Here is a 17,861-nt window from a genome sequence, read left to right as displayed (position 1 = left end):
GGCGCCACTCAGGCCGAAAACGCGATCTGCGCCTTCATTGCCTGGCTCCGATCCGATGCGAGCAGGAAACCCTTCTCGGCATCGGCCAGCGATACGGTATGCGTGATCAGCGGCTTTACGTCGATTAGCCCCTTGCGCATCAATTCGACCCCGATGGCAAATTCCTGATGGAACCGGAAGGAGCCTCTGAGTTCGAGTTCCTTGGCCGTGATCGCCATCATCGGCAGCGTCATGTCGCCGCCCAGTCCGAGCTGCAGGATGATACCACGCGGCCTAAGCGCCGGAATGGCGCCGGCCAGTGCTGCGGCAACACCCGTGCACTCATAGAGCACATCGAAGGTGCCCTTGTCGCTCCCATAGGCCGCGAGTGCATCCGGCTCCTTGGCCGTGTTGATCACCCTGTCAGCGCCGACTTTTGCGGCGAGCGCCAGCGTGAAATCAGAGAGATCGGTGGCAACGATCTCGGCAGCACCGGCGCGTCGTGCCGACAGGATCGAGAGTACGCCGATCGGTCCGCAGCCGGTGACGAGAACGCGCTTGCCGAACAGGCTGCCCGCCCGCGTCGTGGCATGCAGGGTTACCGCCAGTGGTTCGGCCATCGCCGCCTCGCCAGCGGACAGTCCCGTGGCGTCGACGCATTGATACGCCTCTGCCACCAGGCTTTCACGGAAAGCGCCCTGGATATGAGGGAAGGGCATGGCACTGCCGTAAAAGCGCATGTTGAGGCACTGGTTCTGCAGCCCCTCGCCGCAATAGCGGCACTGACCGCAGGGCCGAGAGGGCGAAACGGCCACAAGCTGACCGATCTCGAAGCCCGAGACACCGGGCCCGATGGCCTCGACCCGGGCCGAGACTTCATGGCCAAGGATCATGGGTTCCTTCAGCCGCACCGCGCCGAAGCCGCCGTGATTGTAATAGTGCAGGTCCGACCCGCAGATCCCGCCGGTCGCAAGGCTGAGCCGCAGCTGGCCGGCTTGAGGATCTTCCACCGGGCGGTCTTCGATCCGCAGATCACGGGCAGCATGGATGACGATGGCTTTCATCAGAGCACCGGAGTGAGGAGAGCTTCACCGGCAAAATGCGCGGTGAGATTATCGCGGACAAGCTTGCCCATCGCCTTGCGGGTCTCGATGGTGCCGCTGGCATGATGGGGCTGGAGCAGCACATTCGGCAGCGACAGGAAGCGCGGATTGAGATTGGGCTCACCTTCGAAGACATCGAGGGCAGCCGAGCCGAGCTTGCCCGTCTCAAGCGCTTCCAGCAGGGCTTCCTCATCGATGTTGGAGGCACGGCTGATATTGATCAACATGCCCTCGGGCCCCAGCGCCTCGATCACCTTGGCACCGACGATATGCCGGGTCGCAGCGGAAGCAGCCAGCGTCACAAAGAGGAAGTCCGAACGCTGAGCGAGCGTCACAGGATCGGCGATGAATTCCCAATCCTTGGCGAAATCCTTGGCCGAGACATCGCTATAGGCGATCTCCATATCGAAGCCGGCAAGGCGTTTGGCAACCTCGAAACCGATCCGCCCAAGGCCAAGCACCCCTGCCCTGCGGCCCCAGACTTTACGCTTCAAGGGGTAAAGCCCCTTGGCCGCCCAGGACCCGTCCTTCACCCAGGTTTCAGCACCAATCATGCCACGCGACTGCACGAGCATCATGGCGACGCCGAGATCGGCGACATCGTTCGTCAGCACGTCGGGCGTGTTGGTGACGCGGATGCCGCGCTCCCGGCAGGCGCCAAGATCAACCGCATCGAAGCCGACGCCATAGACCGAGATGACTTCAAGATTGGGGCAGGCAGCGATAACAGAAGCGTTCGCTCCAAGCTCGCCACGGGTTGCTATACCCCGGACCTTCGGACCGAGATCAGCCAGGAATGCGGCCTTGTCGGCGGCCTCAAAGTAGCGATGCATATGGAAGCTTTGCTCCAGCGGCACCTGATCCCAGTCCGGATACGGGCCCATCTGCAGGATGTCGGGCTTGGTCATGATGTCTCTCCCCAGGGATGCTTGACTTTCGATTGTTATCGATAACATATACAAATCATCTGACGCTTGTCGAGAGCGAAACTGAAGGGAGTAAACCGTGGCACTGAACCTGTTCGACCTGAAGGGCAAGCGCGCCCTGATCACGGGATCCTCGCAAGGGATCGGCTTTGCGCTGGCAGAGGGTCTGAAGGCCGCCGGTGCTGAGATCGTCCTCAACGGTCGAGACGCGACGAAACTCAAGGATGCGGCCGCACGGATCGAGGGCACAGACCAGCTCGCCTTCGACGCGACCGACCATGAAGCCGTACGCGCGGCTGTCGACGCCTACGAGGCCTCCGGCAAGGCAATCGACATCCTCGTCAACAATGCCGGCATGCAGCATCGCGCGCCGCTCGAAGACTTCCCCGCCGATGCATTCGAGCGTCTGCTGCAGACGAATATCGCCAGTGTCTTCCATGTCGGCCAGGCGGTTGCCCGCCACATGATCGCGCGTGGTCGCGGCAAGATCATCAATATCGCCAGCGTGCAGACTGCCCTCGCCCGCCCCTCGATTGCGCCTTACACCGCGACCAAGGGCGCGGTCGGCAACCTGACCAAGGGCATGGCCACCGACTGGGCCAAGCACGGCCTGAACTGCAACGCGATTGCGCCCGGCTACTTCGACACGCCGCTGAATGCCGCCCTGGTTGCCGACCCCACCTTCTCCGCGTGGCTCGAAAAACGCACGCCGGCCGGCCGCTGGGGCAAGGTCGAGGAGCTGCAGGGCGCCTGCATCTTCCTCGCTTCCGACGCATCCAGCTTCGTCAACGGACATATCCTCTATGTCGACGGCGGGATCACGGCATCGCTATGAGCTTGCGTCTGGTCATCATGGGCGTCGCGGGCTGCGGCAAGTCGACCGTCGGCGCGGCTCTGTCCGAACAGCTCCAAATTCCCTACCGGGACGGCGACGATCTGCACAGCGCCGAAGCCGTCGAGAAGATGCGGGCAGGTATTCCGCTTGACGATGACGACCGCTGGCCTTGGCTGGATCGGATCGCCAATACGCTCAAGAGTGACGCGCCGCTGATCATCGGATGCTCGGCACTGCGCCGCAGCTACCGAGACCGCATCCGCGCAGGATCTGGCGGCCCCGTGACATTCGTTCACCTCGCAGGCGATCGCGACCTCATCGCCTCTCGCATGGCAACGCGAGCCGGCCATTACATGCCCCTGTCACTGCTCGACAGCCAGTTCGCCACCCTGGAGCGACCGGGACCGGACGAAGCGATCGAAGTGACGATAGACCAATCGATGGACGCCATCGTCGGACAGGTCCTGTCCCATCTTGGAGGAAACCCACAGTGACAAACAAGATCGCCCTGATCGGGGCCGGTGCCATGGGCGGTGCCATCGGCGCACGCCTCGCCGAAACGGGAACGGATCTGATCGTCTACGATCGTGACCCCGAAAAAATCGCCGCCCTTGTCGCCAAGGGCGCAGTGGCGGCCTCGTCCGCCGCAGATGCGGCAAGCCAGGCAAAGGCCGTCATCCTGTCGCTCAATTCCGCAGCCATCGTCCGCGCCGCTGTCTTCGGGCCACAGGGCGTTGCCGAAGGGGCTAAGCCTGGCACGCTGATCATCGACATGTCGTCGATCGACCCGGAGACGACCAAGGCGCTCGCGACCGAAGGCGCGACCCGTGGCTTGCGCTGGGTGGACAGCCCTCTGTCCGGTGGTATCCCCAAGGCAGCCATTGGACAGCTAACCCTAATGCAGGGCGGTACACAGACCGATGTGCAGGAAACGCAAAGCATCCTGTCAAAGCTTGCCGGCAACCAGACCCATATGGGTGGCCCGGGTGCGGGGCAGACAACCAAGATGATCAACCAGGTGCTTTGCGGGCTCGGCTTCCTCGCTGTGGCCGAGGCAACCGCCCTTGCCGAAGCAGCCGGCGTCGATGTCGAGAAGATCCCGCAGGCGCTCAAGGGTGGCCGCGCCGACAGCGCACTGCTGCAGGAGTATATGCCGCGCTTCGCCAACAGGGATTACCGCCGCACTGGCCGGATCGACAACATGGTCAAGGACCTCAACGCCGCACAGGATCTGGCACGGCTCACCCACACCTCGATGCCACTGACGGCGATTTGCGCCGAAGTCCACCGCATGCTGACGGCCGCCGGCCTCGGCGGCGAGGATCAGGCCGCACTGATGGAATATTTCAAGGGACCCAACAAGGAGATTGCCCCATGATCACCCGCTACGCACTGTTCGATGGCAAGATCCATGAAGGACAGACGGAGGCTTTCCGCGCCGCCGTCCTCGCCGAAATCCTGCCAAAGTGGCGCCAGTTCCCCGGCGCCCTCTCCGTTCGCGTCACCTTTGCCGAAAGCCGCGATGAGGGCGCACCGGAATATCCGATGATCCTCGCCATCAGCTATCCTGACCTGCCAAGCGTGGACGCTGCCCTTGCCAGCCCCGTTCGGACCGAGGCGAGAGCCGCGACCGAGTCCGTCCTGGCGCGCTTCTTCACTGGCTCGATCCATCATCACGTCACAACGGCGCATGAATACGCGCCCCTGTGAGCTAACCCTGCAGAGACTGGATTTTCGCCAGAGATAACGATAACAAAATGGTATGAGCACGCCCCGCAAAACACCGACCATGGCCGATGTCGCCCGTCTCGCGGGGGTGTCGCCCATGACGGTGAGCCGGGCGTTCAAGCGTGACGCCTCGGTGAGCGATGCGACGCGCAGTGCCATCCTAGAAGCCGCCGACACGCTCGGATACGTCTTCGACAGCACCGCTTCAAACCTGCGTTCGCAGCGCACCGATTTCGTTGCCGTGACGATCCCCTCGATCAACAATGCCAACTTCGCCGATACCGTGCGCGGCCTGTCCGAGGGGCTGAAGGAGCGCGGCCTGCAGATCCTGCTCGGCTATACGGATTATGACATCCAGGAAGAAGAGCGACTGGTCGAACAACTGCTGCGCCGCCGCCCGGAAGCGATCGTCCTGACGGGCGGGCGCCACACCCCACGGACGCGGCGTCTGCTGGAAAATGCAGGCATACCTGTCATCGAGACATGGGATCTGCCCGATAATCCCGTCGGTCATGTCGTCGGCTTCTCCAACGCGGCAGCGGTTCGCTCCATGGTCGACCACTTCGTATCGGTCGGGATTACCCGAATTGCCTTCATCGGCGGCGATGCCGATCGCGACACCCGTGGCACGGATCGCCGGGCCGGCTTCATCGCGGCCATGCAGGCACACGGTCTGGATCCCGATCGACTGATCGCGGCAGGCACACCTCCCATCTCCATGCGGGAAGGCGCCGACGCCATGGGCCGATTGTTGGACACGCTGCCGGACACACAAGCCGTCATCTGCGTGTCCGACCTTTCAGCCTTTGGCGCACTCACAGAATGTCAGAGGCGCGGTGTGAATGTCCCCGGTCAGATCGCTGTCGCCGGCTTCGGCGACTACGAGATCGCCGGGATCTGCGTGCCGTCGCTCACCACCATAAACCCGCTGCCCCGTGAAATCGGCAAGCGCGCGGCCGAGCTCATCCTTGATGTTCTCGATGGCACGCAGGCAGGCCCCGCGACCATTGCTCTTGAACCCATCTTGATGCGTCGCCAATCGAGCCCGTAACGGCATGAAAAAAGGGCGCTGATTATGCGCCCTTTCTTTTCGCCAGTTTTCAGTCTGTTACTTCTGGGTGGCCAGCACCGCATTGACGACCGCGTCGCCATTCGCCGCAGTATAACCATCCCAGACCGGCTTGACGGCGGCCTGGAAGGCAGCAGCATCCACGTCCGTGTTGACCTCCATGCCGGCAGCCTTCAGCTCGGCGATCATCGAAGCCTCTTTTTCCTGTGCCAGCTTGCGCTGCATGGTGATGGCTTCGGCGGCCACGTCGAGGATTACCTTCTGCTCATCGGCGGTCAGGCCGTTGAACTTGGCGTCGTTGATAGCGAGCGCCAGCGCCGAATAGGCATGCTGCGTCATGCTGAGGTACTTCTGCACTTCATTGAACTTGAAGGACAGGACGATGCCGATCGGATGATCCTGGGCATCGACCACACCCGTCTCAAGCGCCGTGTAGAGTTCGGCGACCGGCAACTGCGTCGGATTGGCGCCGAGTGCCGCGAACATGTCGTTCAGGGCCTTGGAGTTGTTGACGCGCATGTTGAGCCCGGAGACATCAGCCGGCACTCGGATCGGACCACGATTGTTGGTCATGTTGCGGTAGCCGTTTTCCGGATAGCCGAGCATCTTCAGACCATGCTGGGTAAACTGGGCGGATACACCCTGCCCGACCTCACCGTCGAGGACCCTGTAGGCGAGTTCCCGGTTGGGGAACATGAAGGGTAGCTCGAATGCGCCGGCGTCCGGCACTAGCCCGGTCAGGTTGTTGAGGCCCGTCATCACGATATCGATGATCCCGGAACGGGCTCCGTCGATCATCGCCTGGTCGTTGCCCAGCTGCCCCTGGGGGAAGATGGTGACCTTGACCGAGCCGTTCGTGCGCGCTTCGACCTGCTCCTTGAAGAACACGGAGAGTGTCTGCTGCAGATCCGTATCAGGCGCGGCATGAGCAAGTTTCAGTTCTGTTTCGGCATGCGCGGAAACGCCGGTAAAGGCGATTGCGGTTGCTAGTCCAAGCACTTTCAAGATTTTCATTTCAGGCTCCTCCCTGTTGTGAAGTCTCAGCCGCCAAGGAAGTTGGCGGGAACGGTGATGAGTTGCGGAAAGATGATGAAAAGGCCGAGCAGCGCCGCATAGGCAAAGATGAACGGCACAACGCCACGCACCGCCACACTCATCGGCACGCGTCCAACCCCGCAGATGACGTTGAGGACGGTTCCGACCGGGGGTGTCAGAAGGCCGATCGAGCAGTTGAGGATGAACATCAGCCCGAAATAGACCGGATCGATGCCCGCCATCTTCACCACCGGCATGAACAGCGGCACCAGGATCAGCACGGTCGGAGACAGGTCCATCACCATGCCGACTGCCAGCACGATCAGCATGATGACCAGCATCAGCAGCCGCGGACTGTTGATAAGGGGCTGGAGCATTTCTGCCAACTGTTGCGGCAGTTGGGCAACGGTGATCAGCCAGGCGGCGACCATGGCTGCACCGACCAGGAACATCACCATAGCAGTCGAACGACCTGCCGTGACCAGCACTTCGAGCAGGATCTTCCAGGTCAGGGCGCGATAGACGACCGTGGACACGATGATCGCATAGACTGCGGCCACCACCGCGGCTTCGGTCGGCGTGAAGGCACCGGAGCGAATACCGCCAATGATGATAACCGGCAGCAGCAGCGCCCAGATACCGTCCTTAAGTGCTGCCAGCCTTTCCTTGCCACTCGCCTTTGGAAGGGTATCGATCTGTTCGTTGCGCATGATGTAGGACCAGACGACCATAAGCGTCACGCCCATCATCAGCCCCGGCGCAATGCCGGCCATGAACAGCTTGGCAATCGAGATATTGCCGGCAACACCAATGAGGATCAGCGGCAGAGACGGAGGAATGATCGGCGCAATGATGCCGCCCGATGCGAGCAGGCCGAGGCTTCGACCTTCCGGATAACCGGCCTTGCGCATCATGGGATAAAGGATCGCCACAAGGGCTGCCGCATCGGCAACGGCTGATCCGGACAGTCCGGCCAAAACGATCGCCGTCAGAATGGCTACATAGCCGAGGCCACCGCGCTTGTGGCCGACAAGCGTCATCGCGAGCCGGACGATGCGCTCCGAAAGCCCACCCTTGGACATGACTTCGCCAGCCACGAGGAAGAATGGGATGGCGAGCAGCGGGAAGCTGTCCACGCCGTTGATAAGCCCTTGCGCCAGGATATCGGGGCTAAACGTGCCGAGGTGCAGCATGAGCGCCATGGCGGAAAGCAAGAGGGCAAAGGCGACGGGAAGCCCCGCAAGGATCGCGACGAACAGAACGCCGAGGAACAGGATAAGAGTCATTCCTTGGTGTCCTCCGGAATGCGAGCATCTATGCTCATCGGATCGATGAAGCGGACGATGGCGATCGAGGCCATCAAAACAGACGAGACGACGCCGGCGAGGTAAAAGAGACCAGACGGCAGCCCCGTCAGAGGCGACAGGTTGTTCCAGTTCGCGATGGTCTGGTTAAGCGCGCCGATGAACAGCATGCCGACAGCAACCATGACCACGACCCAGCAAAGCCGGCGCAGGATCGGGACAGCTCGCGGCATCATCGCTTCGGAAAACTCGGCAACGGCGAGATGCTCGCCACGGCGCAAGACGACGGCAGCGCCCAGCATGACGATCCAGACGAACCACAATCGGGCCAACTCGACCGACTGCCGTATGCCCGACGAGAAGCCGTAGCGCAGAACCACATTGGCAAAGACAAGAGCGATCATGGCTGCGAGAATGACCGCCATAAGGATGTCGATCATCGACCAGATCGCCTGAAACAGACGTCGCATGAGTTCCTCCTCCCCGAAGACTCGTTGCGTCAAACCCGACAATGGGTTATCGTTAACCCAAATTGGTATCGATAACATTGCTATGAGTCAAGTCCCGCATTTCCCCCGCACGATCACGATCGCCGACGTGGCCAAGGCCGCCGGCGTCAGCAGCATGACGGTCTCGAAAGTCTTGCGCGGCACAGGTAGAATCGCGACCGAAACGCGGGCTCGCGTGACGCAAATCGCCGAGGAACTGGGCTATGTTCCCAACCGGCTGGCAGGAGCTCTCTCCTCCCAGACGAGCTCGCTGATCGGCATCGTCATCCCCTCCATTGGCGACCAGGTCTATGCCGGCGTGCTGGCCGGGATAAACGAGGTTTTGAACGGCCAGGGCTACACGGCCTTCATCGGTGAAAGCTTCTTCGATCCGGAGAACGAGCTTCGCATCGTGCACATGATGCTGACGATGAAACCAGCGGCGCTGATCCTGACGGGAGGGTTGGCGCGCGACGAACGCACGACGCGGCTCCTGCGCCAGTCCGGCGTCCGGGCAATACATTTGTGGGATGGCGATCATCCGGATCTGGATGCCACCGTTGGCCTCTCCCATCGGAGAGCTGGTCGGTTGGCAGCAGAGATATTCCTCGAGGCTGGCCTCACCCGCTGCGCCTATGTCGGATCTCAATTGACCCGAGATCTGTGCGCGGCTTTGAGGCTGGACGGGTACTCACGGTCACTGACTGAAAATGGTGCGACCATGCAGCTATGGACGGATCAGACCCTGCCGCGCACGGCGGAGACGGGGTACATCCTGACCAAAAGGCTCATCGAGCAAGCGGAAATCCCGCAAGCCATCCACTATCTCAACGATGCCATGGCAATTGGCGGCCTGCGCTTCCTGCTCGAAGCGGCAATCGCCGTACCCGAGACAATCTCCGTCAATGGTTTCAACGGCACCGCACTGACCCACTCCCTTTCGACACGTTTGACAACCATAGAAGTGCCACTCCTGGAGATGGGCCGCAGAGCAGCAACAGCAGCTTTGAGGACCGCGCAGCCTGGCTCAGAAAAGCCCGTCGACCTGATCGATATCGGTCTCACCATTGGCAACACCGTCCGGGACAGAGCCCACCCGGGCTCCTGACCTTAGCTCAGCGACCTCACCAGACCGGATCTGCAAAATCGGAGCTGGCTGGCTCGCTCAATGCGCGCTGTTGAGGCGAATGGAACCCCGGCAGCGTCCGAGTTCTTATCACGAAGCCTCGTCGCGCCCAGCTTTGTGCGCAGTTTGACATCCTTCAGAAGGTTGACGATAAGACCAGAGAACGGGGGTTTCCGCTGAACTCCACGCCAGCCTTTAGCGCGGCGCCAGCGTCTTAGATGGAGATACGCACCATCTGAAGCGCAATTCCGACCTCCGCGACGGGGACTTGCGCGAGCTCCTCAGACCATTCTTTTGAATCCAAAGTCAATGTAGAGCCCCGGTCAACTTTGGCTGATAACGATATCACGAATTATTCAAATTATTTGATTTTCTCGTCGCTCGGAGAGTGCGTCGGCGCTTCAACTCTGACGCAACATTAACGGTCGAGTTACCATGTCGAATCAAAGCACCACCCAGCCGATCCGAGCCCCCACGATGGATCATCAGAACAGCGAAGCGACCGTTACCGGTCGCCTCGTGCCGGATAGGCAGTTGGAGTTGGTACAAACGACGGCGGCAAACACGACGGCGGCCGCCCGGGATGTTGCGGCCGATCCCGCGAAATACGTCATGGAAATCACGCCCGATCCAGACAATACCATGACACTGCCCACCGGCATCGACGTCGACAATGCGGCTTTCCGCGTGGAGAGTGCCGACCTGATCTTAGTGCTCAGCGATGGTTCGGAAATTGTCGTGACAGGCGGCGCCGTCAACCTTCCGACCTTCGTGATCGGGGATGTCAAGCTGCCGCAGGCAACGCTTTTTTTGCAGCCCTGGACGCAAGCGACATCAATGTTGCCGCAGGGCCTGACGGCTATTCCGCTTGAGCCCGCGCACCAAATTCGAGCGATGGCTTCGATGACAGCGCAATCATCAACGATTTCTTGGACTTCGTGATGGCATCTCTGCTTGAGGGTACATCCTTCCAAGACGAGATCCCCGAAGGTGGTCGGTCCTTCGGAAGCGATGGCCGTCCTTGCATCATTGCGATGAGTGCGCCCATCCCGTTTAGCGAATCCGTGATTGCTGACCGTGATGTAGGCAATCAGAGCTACAGGGGCATCCTCGGTTACGATCCGGGCGCTGACTTCGGGATGATTAGTGCCATCAGCTTCTCGGGATCCATCAATCGTGACGAAGCAGGCCTCGATGGTGATACTGCAGCGGGACTTAGCTCTGGCGGACAGGCGATCACGATCGAGACCTATGCGGCACCGGCGGATACTTCAGTCGTGAGCTTCGTCGCACTCAAGGCCTTCGATGGTACCTCTTGAGCACGAAGTCAGAGCGCATTTCGCAACACGCGACTTTAAGGAAGCATGATCCCCCCACACACATCACAGCGTCAATGCTGTAGTGTCGCTGGAAATCAATGCCTTCAGAATGCCCTTCTGTGTGTGTTCGCTATGCTCCACCATCGCCGCACGCGCAAGATCCGGATCGCGCAGACGGAGGACATCAACGATGCGTCGATGGTCGGCGCTGGTTTCCGGATTGACGTCGCGGCTGACGGCACCAAGGTAAAAGAGACGCGTGCACTCATCGAGATGCGCGGCAACCAGCGCCAGAAGCCGGGGATTGTTCGCGCCCTCGGCGATCGCCAGATGGAAATCGCGGTTAGCCTTGACGAAGGACTGCACGCTCTCGCCCTGTTGCGGATCGTAACGCGCATCCGCCAGGGCTTCGAGACGATCGAGGTCTGCAGCTGTTAGATTGAGGGCGGCCATGGCGGCGGCCGTGCCCTCGGTCATGGCACGGATAGCAAAGAGATCGTTGATGTCCTTCACCGTCACAGGTGTTACCCGGTAGCCCCGCCTTGGAAAGGCTTCGATCAATCCTTCCGCCACCAATCGACCGAGTGCTTCCCGCACCGGCGTCTTGCTCATGGCCAACTGGTCTGCCAGCTCAAGTTCCGAAAACTCGGCCCCGGGCCTTAAAGAGCCGGAGAGCACCCGCGCACGCAGCGAAAGATAGGCTGTCTCCGTCAGGGATATCTTCTTCTGCCGGGCCGGCGAGGTATCACTTTCGACGCTGAGGCTCTGCAAGACGGCTTCTCTCCAAGCTCGATGGGATCTGTCGGGGTCCGCTCGTGGATCATAAGGCTTCACGCCCCTTTCTGTCTTCCTCCACTTTTTCCGACTCCGCAAGACGGCAAGCCTTTGACATGAGATATTTCGTAGTATACTAAGATGCATATCACAGTTTGATGGCTTGGGAGAGCCCTCTGGGAGGAACCGTGGCGCAGATCTTGGTGATCAATCCGAACAGCTCGAAGGCCGTCACGCGCTCGATGGAGGCGTGCCTGAAACCGTTCGAAGGCAATGGCCACGAAATCCGCTGTACTGAGCTCGAGGGCGCGCCTGTTGGTATCGAAACAGATGCCCATGTGGCCGAAGTCGTGCCGCTGCTGATTAAGGCTGTGCAGGCAGCAAAGGCAGACGCCGTGGTGATCGCTTGCTTTTCAGATCCCGGCATTTCGGCCGTACGCGCCGCCACGAATGTCCCGGTCGTCGGGATTGCCGAAGCGGCCTATCTGACAGCGCTCGGCCTCGGACAGCGCTTCGGGATAGTGTCGATGGGTCCGTCCTCGATTGAGCGGCACCGGCGCTACCTTGAGGCCCTGCGAATTGACGGCAGGCTCGCAGGCGATCGGTCGATCGACATGACCGTTGCTGAACTCGTTGCCCAAGATGCCGTCATTCCTGTCACGCGCATCGCCTCCGTGCTTCGCGATGAGGATGGCGCCGAGGCAGTCATCCTCGGCTGCGCCGGCCTTGGGACCTACCGGGAGGCTTTGCAGGCAGAGCTGGGCTTGCCCGTCATCGACCCAGTTCAGGCCGGCGTCGCCCTTGCCTGCATGCAGGCTGAACTCGGCTATCGCAGGAGGGCGTTTTGAGCATTGATCTCGTCATTCGTGGGCGGATCGTCACGCCTGAGATGACCATCCCCAAAGGCTGGGTCGCGGTCTCAGGCTCGATCATTCACGCAATCGGAGAAGGCCAAGCACCTACGGCAGACACCGTTCACGATGCTGGAGACGCTTTTGTCTTGCCCGGCATCGTTGACGGACAAACGCATGCGGGCAGCTATCTTGGCCTTCCTGGGATCGAGCCGACGACCCGATCTGCCATTGCCGGCGGGGTCACCACCATCATCGATATGCCCTACGACAACCCGACCCCGCTGAGCGCCAGGGAACACCTCGACGCCAAGGTCGAAGCCGTAGAACGCTTCGCCCATTGCGATGTCGCGCTCTACGGCACAATCATGCCTGGGCAATCCCTCGACGAAGTGCGCTCGCTCGCCGATGGTGGCGTCGTCGCCTTCAAGATCTCCGCTTTCGAAAGCAGCCCCACTCGTTTTCCGAGGATCGATGCGGCGCTCGCCCTAGACCTGCTGGAAGCGCTTTCGGCAACCGACCTGCCACTTGGATTGCACAACGAAGACCAGGAAATCGTGCGCTCACGGGTTTCGCGCGCGAGGGCTGAGGGTCGAAACGGCATCACCGCGCATTCGCCGAGCCGGCCTGAAGTCGCAGAACTGGCATCAACCGTGCATTTCCTCGAACTCGCCGCCAGTGCCGGCGGGCATGCGCATATCGTCCATATCAGCACGCCGCGCGGCTTCAGGCTGGTCGACAATTATGCGCAAGAGGGCTTCAGGGCGACCGGCGAGCTCTGCGTCCACTATCTCTGGTTCGATCCCGAACGCGACGGTGAAGAACTCGGCGCGCGGATGAAGGTCAATCCACCCATTCGCCCCGGTCAGATCGATCGGCTCTGGCAGGAACTCGTGGAGGGCAGGATTGCCTTTGTCAGCTCCGATCATTCCAGCTGGCCGATCGACAACAAGTTCACCGACAGCATCTTCGATGCCGGTGCGGGCGTACCCGGAATGGAGACGCTGCTGCCTGCCTTCTATACCGTCGCAAAAGAGCGCGGCGTCGATGCAGCGCATTATTGCGCCGAGTATCTCGCTGAACGCCCCGCCCGCTTCTTCGGCCTTTATCCACGGAAGGGGGCTCTCGTCCCCGGTGCCGATGCCGACATCACGATCCTCGCCGAGAGGGACGATGTCTGGGACGCCAGCCGTGCTCAGGATGGCCTCAACTGGAGCCCTTATGACGGACGACGTTTCGCCGCTCGGGTGGACGCGACCTACCACGCAGGCAAGCTTGCCTATGACGGCCGCTCGGTCATCAACACGCCCGGCAGCGGACGCTATCTGCGCCGCGGCGAAAGCACATGGTTCCCAAAGGATCTCACAACATGACTGAGGCACCCGCCCGGCCCGATAACGGCATCGTCGAGAAGGCCATCACCTTCTTCTACTACGTCGATTTGCCCAGAGCGTTCGACTTCTACACAGCCGTGATGGGCTTCCCGCTCGAGATCGATCAGGGGTGGTCGAAGATCCTAAGAATTGCCGAGCATGCCTATGTCGGTCTCGTTGACGAGACCCGTGGAATGCATCGCGCCAATCCCATTAAGCCCGTACAACTTTGTATCCGCGTGCCGGATGTCGATGCCTGGCATCGCTATCTCTCGAGCCAGAACGCGATCGGGCTGACCGAACCAAAGGACAGCGTCTCCTTGGGAATTCGAGCCTTCGTGCTGGAAGACCCGGAAGGCTACCAGATCGAGGTGCAATCCGTACTTCGGTGAACACTCGCATGCATACGTGTCGGCATACCAAAAAAGGGGAACGAAAATGCTGAATCTGCGCATGAAATCCGGACGTATCGCGGCCCTTGCCGCATTCGTCCTCTTGAGCTCGACGGCCCTGGGCGGCCTGGTCCAGGCCAAGGAACTGACCGTCGGCCTGACGTCGGACGCCGTCAATCTCGACCCCCAGGCGGGCGAGGAGCTGTCCAGCAACATCATGTTCTACCACATCTACGACCCCCTGGTCCGCCGCAATGCCGATCTGTCCTTCGGACCCGGCCTTGCAGAAAGCTGGGAGCTCAAGGATGACACGACCTGGGTGTTCAAGCTGCGTCAGGGCGTCAAGTTCCACAATGGCGAAGACTTCAAGGCGTCCGACGTCGTCTTCACCCTGGACCGGCTAAAGAAATCGCTGATGGCCAATCTCGGCGCCAACATCGCTTCCTTCACGGCGGTCGATGACTACACGGTCGAGATCAAGACGCCAAAGCCCTACGCAGTCCTGCCGAACGATCTGGCAGCCGTCCTGATCCTCAGCGAGAAGTATGCGAAGGAAGTGGGCGACGAGCAGCTGGACTTGAAGCCTGTCGGCACCGGCCCCTATAAGCTGGTCGAATGGATCAAGGAAGATCACATCACGCTTGCCGCCAATGCAGACTATTTCGCTGGCGCGCCGAAGATCGAAGAAGTCACCTTCCGCCCGATCACCAATGGCGCCACCCGCACGGCAGCCCTGCTGACGGGCGAAGTCGATGTTATCCAGGATCTCAACGTTCGCGACGTCGAACGCGTCAAGGCTGATGACCGCTACAAGGTCATGACCAAGCCGAGCCTGCTCAATGTCGTGGTCTCGATCGACCATCGTGAGAAGAGCCCCACCATCGCGCTCGACAAGAACCCGATGATGGATCGCCGTGTCCGTGAAGCCATGGTCCGCGCGATCGACGTCAATGCGATCAACAAGATCATCATGAACGGCCTGTCGACCCCGTCGGAGCAATACATCCCTGCTTCCCACACGGGCTATGTCGACGGCGCAAGCTTCCGCGACATGTACCCCTTCGATGTTGAGAAGGCGGCAGCTCTCATGGCTGAGGCCGGCTACGCCGATGGCTTCACGGTGACCCTCGACACCACCAACAACCGCTATGTCAACGATCAGCAGATCGCTCAGGCGCTCGCGTCGATGCTTGGCAAGATCAAGGTCGATCTCAAGCTCAACCTGATGCCGAAGTCCAACTTCTTCGGCTATATCCGGGTACCCAGCGAGCAGTCGAGCATGATCATGAGCGGCTGGGACGTTCCGTCCGGTGACGGCGGCTCGATGTACAGCGTGATGTTCTACTCGCGCGACAAGAAGGAAGGTTACGGCCAGGTCAACCGCGGATCCTATTCCAATCCGAAGGTGGACGAACTGATCGACAAGGCCGATGCCACCTCCAAGCTCGAAGAGCGAGATGGCTACCTGCAGGAAGTCACCAAGATCCTGATGGAAGACATCCCGATGATCCCGATCCACTACGAGCAGGATCTCTATGCCGCAAAGACCAATGTCGAAATGACACCGCGTGCGGACAAGTTCCTCTGGGCCTACGAGATCGACGTCAAGGAATAAGCCGACCCGAACGAACGCGGGACTGTCGACCTTGCGCGCGACAGTCCCGAATTTCTCACTTCTTCATGACGGGACACTGCCTTGCTGGGTTACACGATCAAGCGGCTCCTGCAGATGGTGCTGGTACTCTTTTGCGTATCGGTCATCGTCTTCCTGATGATGAGCTTTACCGGCGATCCCGTCTTCATGGTGATCCCGATCGATTCCACCACCGCCGAGATCGAACAGGCCCGCCGTCTCCTGGGTCTCGATCGATCCCTGCTGAGCCAGTATTTCATCTTCCTCGGCAACATGCTGCAGGGCGATTTCGGGCGCTCCTATGTGTTCCGCCAGCCCGCCATGGACCTCATCCTGGAGCGTCTGCCGGCAACGATCGAAATGGTGCTCGTCGCAATCATACTGGCGACAGTGATCGCCGTGCCGCTCGGCGTCTATGCCGGGGCTAATCCGAACAAGCCGGTTTCTCGCGGCATCATGGCAGGCTCGCTGCTCGGCATTTCCCTCCCTGGGTTCTGGGTGGGCATGATGCTGATCTTCTTCTTCTCCGTCCGCTATCAGCTTTTGCCCTCCTCCGGACGCGGCGACACGGTGGAAATTCTGGGCCTCCGCATATCCATCTTCACAGCGGACGGCTGGTCGCACATCATCCTGCCCTCCGTCACGCTGGCGCTGGCCACCCTTGCCATCATGCTGCGCATGACCCGTGCGGGCATGATGGAGGTGATGCGGCAGGACTATATGCGGTTTGCCCGTGCAAAAGGCGCGTCCCGCCAGAACATCCTGTTCAGGCACGGCCTGAAGAATGCTCTCATTCCGGTCGTGACGATCTTCGGTCTCCAGCTCGGTGATCTCATCGCCTTTGCAACAATCACCGAAACCATCTTCGCATGGCCTGGGACCGGCAAGCTGCTGATCGACTCGATCTACCGCGGCGACCGCCCCGTCATCGTCGTCTACCTGATGCTGACAGCCTTCATCTTCGTTGCCATCAATTTCATCGTCGACATCGTCTACACGCTGATCGACCCGCGCATTACCGTGAAGTGAGGATCGCATGACCGGGTTCTTCTCTTCGGAATTCTTCTTTCACTACCGCCGAAACCTGCCGGCCGTCTTCGGAAGCGCACTGCTCGCCTTCTTCGCCCTGCTTGCGACATTCGGGCCGCTGCTTGTCGCCCAGGACCCCTACGACGTGTCTCAGCTGGAACTGATGGACAGCTTCAAGCCGCCGGTGTGGCTGGAGGGTGGCGATGGCAGGTATCTGCTCGGGACGGATGGTCAGGGCCGCGACGTGCTCGCATCCATCGTCTACGGCGCGCGGATCTCCGCCTTCATCGGCCTCGCCGCCATGATCTTCTCCTGCGTGATCGGGACGGCACTCGGGCTGATCTCCGGATACTACGGCGGCATCGTCGACAGCATCATCATGCGCATAGCAGACATCCAGCTGTCGTTTCCCTCAATGCTGATTGCGCTCTTCCTGATGTCTGCCTTCGGGACAGGCATCGGCATGGTTCTGATCGCACTCACTGCCGTCGGCTGGGTCGTTTATGCCCGCACCGTTCGCGGATCGACATTGAGCGAGATCCAGAAGGAATACATCCAGGCGGCCAAGGTGGCGGGGCTCGGAAACGGCGAGATCATTCTGCGCCACGTGCTGCCGAACGTGATGACGCCGCTAATCGTGGTTGCGACGATCCAGGTCGGCACCTTCATTCTGATCGAAGCTTCGCTGAGTTTCCTCGGTGTCGGCGTCCCCATCACCGAGCCCTCACTCGGCCTTCTCGTCAAGGAGGGCTTCGATGTCCTGTTCTCAGGCATCTGGTGGACCTCTGCATTCCCGGGGCTTTTCATCATGTTCCTCGTCTTCGGCATCAACCTGTTCGGCGACTTCCTGCGGGACGAACTCAATCCGCGGCTGAGATGACGAAGGAGACAGCGACC

The 17,861-nt window shown here is 60.7% G+C and carries 20 protein-coding genes; 14 read left to right on the top strand and 6 right to left on the bottom strand.

Annotation, left to right across the window (positions count from 1 at the left end):
• Positions 1-8: 8 nt before the first annotated feature.
• Both AC02Y0_RS21690 and AC02Y0_RS21685 read right to left on the bottom strand, forming a co-directional pair.
• On the bottom strand, positions 9-1,043 hold the full coding sequence (locus AC02Y0_RS21690) for an L-idonate 5-dehydrogenase (protein WP_476381231.1): 1,035 nt from the start codon (positions 1,041-1,043) through the stop codon (positions 9-11).
• Complete coding sequence (locus tag AC02Y0_RS21685; RefSeq protein WP_476381229.1) at positions 1,043-1,990, bottom strand: 2-hydroxyacid dehydrogenase; 948 nt, start codon at positions 1,988-1,990, stop codon at positions 1,043-1,045. Before AC02Y0_RS21685 ends, AC02Y0_RS21690 begins: the two co-directional genes overlap by 1 nt.
• A gap of 97 nt (positions 1,991-2,087) precedes the next feature.
• On the opposite strand from AC02Y0_RS21685, the gene AC02Y0_RS21680 reads away from it, so the two are divergent.
• The 5 genes from AC02Y0_RS21680 to AC02Y0_RS21660 are packed head-to-tail and all read left to right on the top strand — an operon-like array spanning position 2,088 to position 5,622.
• Positions 2,088-2,843 (top strand): SDR family oxidoreductase, encoded by a 756-nt coding sequence (locus AC02Y0_RS21680; RefSeq protein WP_476381228.1) that lies wholly within the window; start codon positions 2,088-2,090, stop codon positions 2,841-2,843.
• Positions 2,840-3,337 carry a gluconokinase gene (locus tag AC02Y0_RS21675; RefSeq protein ID WP_476381226.1) on the top strand — a complete coding sequence of 166 codons (498 nt, stop codon included), beginning with the start codon at positions 2,840-2,842 and terminating at the stop codon, positions 3,335-3,337. The genes AC02Y0_RS21680 and AC02Y0_RS21675 overlap by 4 nt, the downstream gene beginning before the upstream one ends.
• Positions 3,334-4,221 carry an NAD(P)-dependent oxidoreductase gene (locus AC02Y0_RS21670; RefSeq protein ID WP_476381225.1) on the top strand — a complete coding sequence of 296 codons (888 nt, stop codon included), beginning with the start codon at positions 3,334-3,336 and terminating at the stop codon, positions 4,219-4,221. The genes AC02Y0_RS21675 and AC02Y0_RS21670 overlap by 4 nt, the downstream gene beginning before the upstream one ends.
• Positions 4,218-4,553 carry a hypothetical protein gene (locus AC02Y0_RS21665; RefSeq protein WP_062284603.1) on the top strand — a complete coding sequence of 112 codons (336 nt, stop codon included), beginning with the start codon at positions 4,218-4,220 and terminating at the stop codon, positions 4,551-4,553. Before AC02Y0_RS21670 ends, AC02Y0_RS21665 begins: the two co-directional genes overlap by 4 nt.
• A 52-nt stretch (positions 4,554-4,605) precedes the next feature.
• Positions 4,606-5,622: a LacI family DNA-binding transcriptional regulator gene (locus tag AC02Y0_RS21660; protein ID WP_476381223.1), complete on the top strand. Its 1,017-nt coding sequence runs from the start codon at positions 4,606-4,608 to the stop codon at positions 5,620-5,622.
• Positions 5,623-5,679: 57 nt separating this feature from the next.
• Here the strand turns inward: AC02Y0_RS21660 and AC02Y0_RS21655 are convergent, their stop codons facing one another.
• The 3 genes from AC02Y0_RS21655 to AC02Y0_RS21645 are packed head-to-tail and all read right to left on the bottom strand — an operon-like array spanning position 5,680 to position 8,449.
• A complete protein-coding gene (locus AC02Y0_RS21655) occupies positions 5,680-6,654 on the bottom strand; it encodes a TRAP transporter substrate-binding protein (RefSeq protein WP_476381221.1) in 975 nt (324 codons plus the stop codon).
• Positions 6,655-6,680: 26 nt separating this feature from the next.
• The gene (locus AC02Y0_RS21650) at positions 6,681-7,961 is read right to left on the bottom strand and encodes a TRAP transporter large permease subunit (RefSeq protein ID WP_476381219.1); all 1,281 of its coding nucleotides are present in this window, start codon (positions 7,959-7,961) and stop codon (positions 6,681-6,683) included.
• Complete coding sequence (locus AC02Y0_RS21645; RefSeq protein WP_062284592.1) at positions 7,958-8,449, bottom strand: TRAP transporter small permease; 492 nt, start codon at positions 8,447-8,449, stop codon at positions 7,958-7,960. The genes AC02Y0_RS21650 and AC02Y0_RS21645 overlap by 4 nt, the downstream gene beginning before the upstream one ends.
• Here AC02Y0_RS21645 and AC02Y0_RS21640 point away from each other — a divergent pair.
• From AC02Y0_RS21640 to AC02Y0_RS21630, 3 genes are all read left to right on the top strand, one after another.
• Positions 8,448-9,575 (top strand): LacI family DNA-binding transcriptional regulator, encoded by a 1,128-nt coding sequence (locus AC02Y0_RS21640; protein ID WP_476381217.1) that lies wholly within the window; start codon positions 8,448-8,450, stop codon positions 9,573-9,575. The two genes, AC02Y0_RS21645 and AC02Y0_RS21640, sit on opposite strands and share 2 nt — an antisense overlap.
• A gap of 453 nt (positions 9,576-10,028) precedes the next feature.
• Positions 10,029-10,535, top strand: coding sequence for a hypothetical protein (locus tag AC02Y0_RS21635; RefSeq protein WP_476381215.1), 507 nt, complete (start codon positions 10,029-10,031; stop codon positions 10,533-10,535).
• Positions 10,535-10,912, top strand: coding sequence for a hypothetical protein (locus AC02Y0_RS21630; RefSeq protein WP_476381213.1), 378 nt, complete (start codon positions 10,535-10,537; stop codon positions 10,910-10,912). Before AC02Y0_RS21635 ends, AC02Y0_RS21630 begins: the two co-directional genes overlap by 1 nt.
• Positions 10,913-10,975: 63 nt before the next feature.
• Here AC02Y0_RS21630 and AC02Y0_RS21625 read toward each other — a convergent pair whose 3' ends face one another.
• The gene (locus tag AC02Y0_RS21625; protein ID WP_476381212.1) at positions 10,976-11,683 is read right to left on the bottom strand and encodes a GntR family transcriptional regulator; all 708 of its coding nucleotides are present in this window, start codon (positions 11,681-11,683) and stop codon (positions 10,976-10,978) included.
• A 191-nt stretch (positions 11,684-11,874) separates the two neighbouring features.
• On the opposite strand from AC02Y0_RS21625, the gene AC02Y0_RS21620 reads away from it, so the two are divergent.
• From AC02Y0_RS21620 to AC02Y0_RS21595, 6 genes are all read left to right on the top strand, one after another.
• A complete protein-coding gene (locus tag AC02Y0_RS21620) occupies positions 11,875-12,534 on the top strand; it encodes an aspartate/glutamate racemase family protein (RefSeq protein ID WP_476381210.1) in 660 nt (219 codons plus the stop codon).
• The gene (locus AC02Y0_RS21615) at positions 12,531-13,910 is read left to right on the top strand and encodes a dihydroorotase (RefSeq protein ID WP_476381208.1); all 1,380 of its coding nucleotides are present in this window, start codon (positions 12,531-12,533) and stop codon (positions 13,908-13,910) included. Before AC02Y0_RS21620 ends, AC02Y0_RS21615 begins: the two co-directional genes overlap by 4 nt.
• Positions 13,907-14,302 (top strand): VOC family protein, encoded by a 396-nt coding sequence (locus AC02Y0_RS21610; RefSeq protein ID WP_476381206.1) that lies wholly within the window; start codon positions 13,907-13,909, stop codon positions 14,300-14,302. Before AC02Y0_RS21615 ends, AC02Y0_RS21610 begins: the two co-directional genes overlap by 4 nt.
• Positions 14,303-14,348: 46 nt before the next feature.
• Positions 14,349-15,917, top strand: a complete 1,569-nt coding sequence (locus AC02Y0_RS21605; RefSeq protein ID WP_476381205.1) for an ABC transporter substrate-binding protein — start codon at positions 14,349-14,351, stop codon at positions 15,915-15,917.
• Between the two features lie 81 nt (positions 15,918-15,998).
• Positions 15,999-16,964 (top strand): ABC transporter permease, encoded by a 966-nt coding sequence (locus AC02Y0_RS21600; protein ID WP_476381204.1) that lies wholly within the window; start codon positions 15,999-16,001, stop codon positions 16,962-16,964.
• Positions 16,965-16,971: 7 nt separating this feature from the next.
• Complete coding sequence (locus AC02Y0_RS21595; RefSeq protein WP_476381202.1) at positions 16,972-17,844, top strand: ABC transporter permease; 873 nt, start codon at positions 16,972-16,974, stop codon at positions 17,842-17,844.
• Positions 17,845-17,861 lie beyond the last annotated feature (17 nt).

The sequence above is a fragment of the Allorhizobium sp. nf9_anc genome (genome assembly GCF_056323085.1).
The sequence above is the reverse complement of the archived record's forward strand: the minus strand, read 5'-3'. Positions and strand labels throughout refer to the sequence as shown.